Source organism: Okeania sp. SIO2F4, assembly GCF_010672385.1.
Classification (GTDB): Bacteria; Cyanobacteriota; Cyanobacteriia; order Cyanobacteriales; family Microcoleaceae; genus Trichodesmium.
Window position 1 is genome coordinate 1 of the sequence record NZ_JAAHGT010000075.1, and the last position, 4,730, is coordinate 4,730.

Here is a 4,730-nt window from a genome sequence, read left to right on the forward strand (position 1 = left end):
AAAATCTGGCAACCGAATCAAATTTTTGCTTGGGTTTTGAGACGTAAACTTTAGGAAAAAATCTGGCAACCGAATCAAGTTTTTGCTTAGGTTTTGAGACGTAAACTTAAGGAGAAAATCTGGCAACCGAATCCGATTTTTTTTGTTTGGGAGACGTAAACTTAAGGAGAAAATCTGGCAACCGAATCGAATTTTAGTTCTGCTTAGGAGACGGAAACTTTAGGAAAAAATCTGACAAGCGAATCATATTTTGTTCTGCTTAGGAGAAGGAAATTTTAGGAGAAAATCTGGGAAGCGAATCAAATTTTTCCTTGGGTTGGGAGAACGAAACTTGAAAATAAAATAAACCTCATCCCATTTTCCCTTGAGTTTGGAAACTAAAACCTTACGATAAAATATTACAATCTACTTAGGATTTATATTTGGTATAAAATAATTAAAAATTCTATTTATCTAGATAGCTTATGTTGGACATCAATAAAACCCTAGCTCAAGAATTAAAGATAAATCCTAAAAGTATTAAAAATGCTCTGGAACTTTTAAGTGGAGGAGCAACTATTCCCTTTGTTGCTCGTTATCGAAAAGAATATACTGGCTCCCTTGATGAAATTCAACTGCGGAATATTTGGGATAGATTTACTTATCTTCAGGAACTAGAAGAAAGAAAAAAGGTAATTTTAAAAGCAATTGCTGAAACTGGCAAACTGACGGACGAATTACAGGAAAAAATAGAGTCTTGTTTACAAAAAACAGAATTAGAAGACCTTTATCTTCCCTATAAACCTAAGCGCCGAACTAGGGCAACTATTGCTAGGGAAAAAGGTTTAGAACCTTTGGCAGAATTTATCAAATCTCTGAATCATCCCCAGGCAAAAATTATATCTATTGAACAAGAAGCGGTTAAATATATTGTTGAGGAAAAAGGTGTCAAAAATGTAGAAGATGCTTTGCAAGGAGCATCTGATATTTTGGCAGAAGCAGTGGCAGAAAAGGCAGAGTTACGAACTTATGTTAGAGAATATTTTCTCAACTCTGGTTGTTTTACTTCCAAAATAAAAGATGATTACCCAGAAGGTACGACTAAATTTGAAATGTACCGAAATTTTCAGGTAAATATTAAAGATATTGCTCCTCATAATATGTTGGCTTTGTTACGAGGAGAAACCGAAGGGGTATTAAATTTAGAACTGGATTTTGACCGGGAGTTTATTCTGGGTTATTTGGCAGATTCAGAAATTCGCACCAGAGTTAAAGAAATCAGATTTTTTTATCAGGAAATGCTCAAAGATGCTTTTAATCGTTTGATGAAAAATTCCCTGATAAATGAAGTGAGAACCCAAAAGAAAGCTGAGGCAGATATTGAGTCAATTAAAACTTTTGAAACTAATCTTAGAGAATTATTATTATCTCCTCCTGCGGGAATGAAACCAACTTTAGGAATCGATCCAGGATTTAGAACCGGGTGTAAAGTTGCGGTGTTAGGTGAAACGGGTAAATTCTTAAAATATCAAGCTATATTTCCCCATCAATCTGCAGCAAAAAAACAACAAGCTATTACAACGATTAACCAGTTAATTCAAAAGTACAAAATTGAACTAATTGCTATTGGTAATGGTACGGCAGGAAGAGAAACTGATGAATTTATGACTGAAGTAATTTCGACTTTGGATAAAAAGCCAATAAAAGTTATAGTTAATGAATCTGGAGCCTCAATTTATTCTGCTTCTAAAGTAGCAATAGAAGAATTTCCAGAATTAGATATTACAGTTCGAGGAGCCATTAGTATTGGCAGACGTTTACAAGACCCTTTAGCAGAACTTGTCAAAATAGAACCGAAGTCTATTGGAGTCGGTCAATATCAACATGATGTAGACCAAAAGTTGTTGAAAAAAAAGTTAGATGAGACAGTAGAAAGTTGTGTGAATTATGTGGGAGTAGATTTGAATACTGCCTCCAAAGAACTGTTGATTTTTGTTTCTGGTATGAGTTCTACTGTGGCAAAAAATTTAGTTAAATATCGGAATGAAAATGGAGCTTTTCAAAGTCGTCAGGAAATTTTACAAGTGTCAAAATTAGGTGGAAAAACTTTTGAACTTTGTGCTGGATTTTTGCGGATTCGTAGTGGTAAAAATCCTTTAGATAATACGGCAGTACATCCAGAAAGTTATTCAGTAGTTGAGGCGATCGCTCAAGATTTAGGCGTCTCGATAAATCAGATTAACCAAATATCTAATCGGATAAAATCTCTGGATTTAAAAAAGTATGTGACTAACAAAATTGGGGAACCAACCCTGAAAGATATTATCAGTGAATTAGAAAAACCAGGGCGCGACCCCAGAGCAGAATTTAAGTATGCAACTTTTCGAGAAGGCATTAAAGAAATTAGCGATTTAGAAGTAGGAATGGAGTTAGAAGGAATAGTTACTAATGTGGCAAATTTTGGTGCATTTGTTGATGTGGGAGTGCATCAAGATGGATTAATACATATTTCTCAATTAGCAGATTATTTTGTTAAAGATCCGAAGCAAGTTGTGAAAGTTGGGCAAGTAGTAAAAGTGCGAGTTTTAGAAGTAAATGAAAAGTTGAAGCGAATTGGTTTATCTATGCGAAATTAGGTGGCGTTAGAGACGATTGCTTGCTGCGGGTAATATTTAATAATCTGTAGTAAGCTCGTAGTTTTGCTCTAGCAATAAAATAAGTATTTGACTTGCTATGGAGTTAGAAGGAATAGTTACTAATGTGGCAAACTTTGGCGCATTTTAGGCGTTGCTGAACTAAGGGATAATACCATCTCTCAAAAGTAATGCTGCAGTTGGAAACTGCCAAAATAACCATAAAAATAACAAATATTATTAAATACTTATATCACGTCAATAAATAGTATTTAGAAATATAAATTCCAAGTATAGCAAAGTTTTTGAGAATTGGTATAAGTAGGTAGGTGGGAAAATTTACCGAAAAATTAAGGTTTAAAGCCTCTCCTTTCAGGGAGAAAAAAGCGGTCGTTTGCGGAGCATTCCGTCAGGATGGGATGGCGAGGTTTCCCGCTCTTGACAGAGCCGCTGCGCTAACGCCATATCCAATCGACCAAGAGAAGAAAAAAATTTCCTTTTAACCAATCCTATCCGTTTTTAAGAAGAGGTAATTATTAATTATTGAAAACTACGTCCGAAGCGACTGGAACGGAGTGGAAGGAAGCAATTTCAAGGGTATGAAGTGCATTAACATTTCGTTCCCGAATTATTAATTAATTAATTAATTAATTCTGGTTTAAAGCCTCCCCTTTTAAGGGGAAAAAAAGTGCTCTTGAATTTCCCAATATTCAATCAAGAGCGGTTTTAACCAGAGGTAATTATCAATTATCCATTATCAATTATCAATTAATGAAAGACTTTTGGAAAAAACGGTCTCTAACTCGAAAAATTCAGAATTGGTTCTCTGGAATCGTCTTAAAAGTGTACAGACTAAAGACAGTTTAAACCTTCTCATAAACTGGAATTAACTTAAGCTTCTTAATACAGCGACTTATGTTCGATTAGGAATGAGAATTTTATTATCTACATAAGTTAAATTGCCTAAGTTCCATACCGTATGAATTCTGAAAAAAAGTTCTGTACTTGATTTAATTCTCATTCCTTACTGATAAACAAAACACAAAAGGATGACAAATTATGTCTACATATAATTCCCATGATTGTGGCTGTGAATTTGAGTTTTCTATTAACTTAAAGGTTCCCGTAACAATTACTCCGATAGTGAAAATTAAATCCGCTCAACCTGCAAGAGAAACATTAAATGTTAATCTCGAACCAAATATTCAACTCAATCCATCAATAGGAGCAACTGAACCCACTTGTCTTTCTAAAAATGGGTATCACAAACAGGGGTTATCCACTATAGAAGCAGGATAGGTTCTAACAAAACTATAGCTATTGCTAAGGTAGCTATCAACAAACCATTTTTTTACTAGCATTCAGTATTCAGCTAAAATTCGGGAGTTAAAGTCCCCTATACAATTTTCAAACTAATTACTGATTGCTAATTTCTATCTGCTGAAGTTAACTAGATAGGACTTTTGGAAAAAACGGTCTCTAACTCGAAAAATTCAGAATTGGTTCTCTGGAATCGTCTTAAAAGTGTACAGACTAAAGACAGTTTAAACCTTCTCATAAACTGGAATTAACTTAAGCTTCTTAATACAGCGACTTATGTTCGATTAGGAATGAGAATTTTATTATCTACATAAGTTAAATTGCCTAAGTTCCATACCGTATGAATTCTGAAAAAAAGTTCTGTACTTGATTTAATTCTCATTCCTTACTGATAAACAAAACACAAAAGGATGACAAATTATGTCTACATATAATTCCCATGATTGTGGCTGTGAATTTGAGTTTTCTATTAACTTAAAGGTTCCCGTAACAATTACTCCGATAGTGAAAATTAAATCCGCTCAACCTGCAAGAGAAACATTAAATGTTAATCTCGAACCAAATATTCAACTCAATCCATCAATAGGAGCAACTGAACCCACTTGTCTTTCTAAAAATGGGTATCACAAACAGGGGTTATCCACTATAGAAGCAGGATAGGTTCTAACAAAACTATAGCTATTGCTAAGGTAGCTATCAACAAACCATTTTTTTACTAGCATTCAGTATTCAGCTAAAATTCGGGAGTTAAAGTCCCCTATACAATTTTCAAACTAATTACTGATTGCTAATTTCTAT

Annotated in this window: 3 protein-coding genes; all 3 read left to right on the forward strand. The window is 34.1% G+C overall.

Features of this window, described 5'->3' with window-relative positions:
- Positions 1-464: 464 nt before the first annotated feature.
- The 3 genes from F6K22_RS07410 to F6K22_RS07420 all read left to right on the forward strand — a co-directional run bounded on the left by F6K22_RS07410 (position 465) and on the right by F6K22_RS07420 (position 4,592).
- The gene (locus F6K22_RS07410) at positions 465-2,615 is read left to right on the forward strand and encodes a Tex family protein (protein ID WP_293095275.1); all 2,151 of its coding nucleotides are present in this window, start codon (positions 465-467) and stop codon (positions 2,613-2,615) included.
- A 1,056-nt stretch (positions 2,616-3,671) separates the two neighbouring features.
- Entirely contained in the window at positions 3,672-3,911 is a 240-nt protein-coding gene (locus F6K22_RS07415; protein WP_293095277.1) for a hypothetical protein, read from the forward strand.
- Between the two features lie 441 nt (positions 3,912-4,352).
- Positions 4,353-4,592, forward strand: a complete 240-nt coding sequence (locus F6K22_RS07420) for a hypothetical protein (protein WP_293095277.1) — start codon at positions 4,353-4,355, stop codon at positions 4,590-4,592.
- Positions 4,593-4,730: the final 138 nt, after the last annotated feature.

Coding starts and splice junctions, on each gene's coding strand:
- F6K22_RS07410 (WP_293095275.1), top strand. CDS start 465: ATGTTGGACATCAATAAAACCCTAGCTCAAGAATTAAAGATAAATCCT.
- F6K22_RS07415 (WP_293095277.1), top strand. CDS start 3,672: ATGTCTACATATAATTCCCATGATTGTGGCTGTGAATTTGAGTTTTCT.
- F6K22_RS07420 (WP_293095277.1), top strand. CDS start 4,353: ATGTCTACATATAATTCCCATGATTGTGGCTGTGAATTTGAGTTTTCT.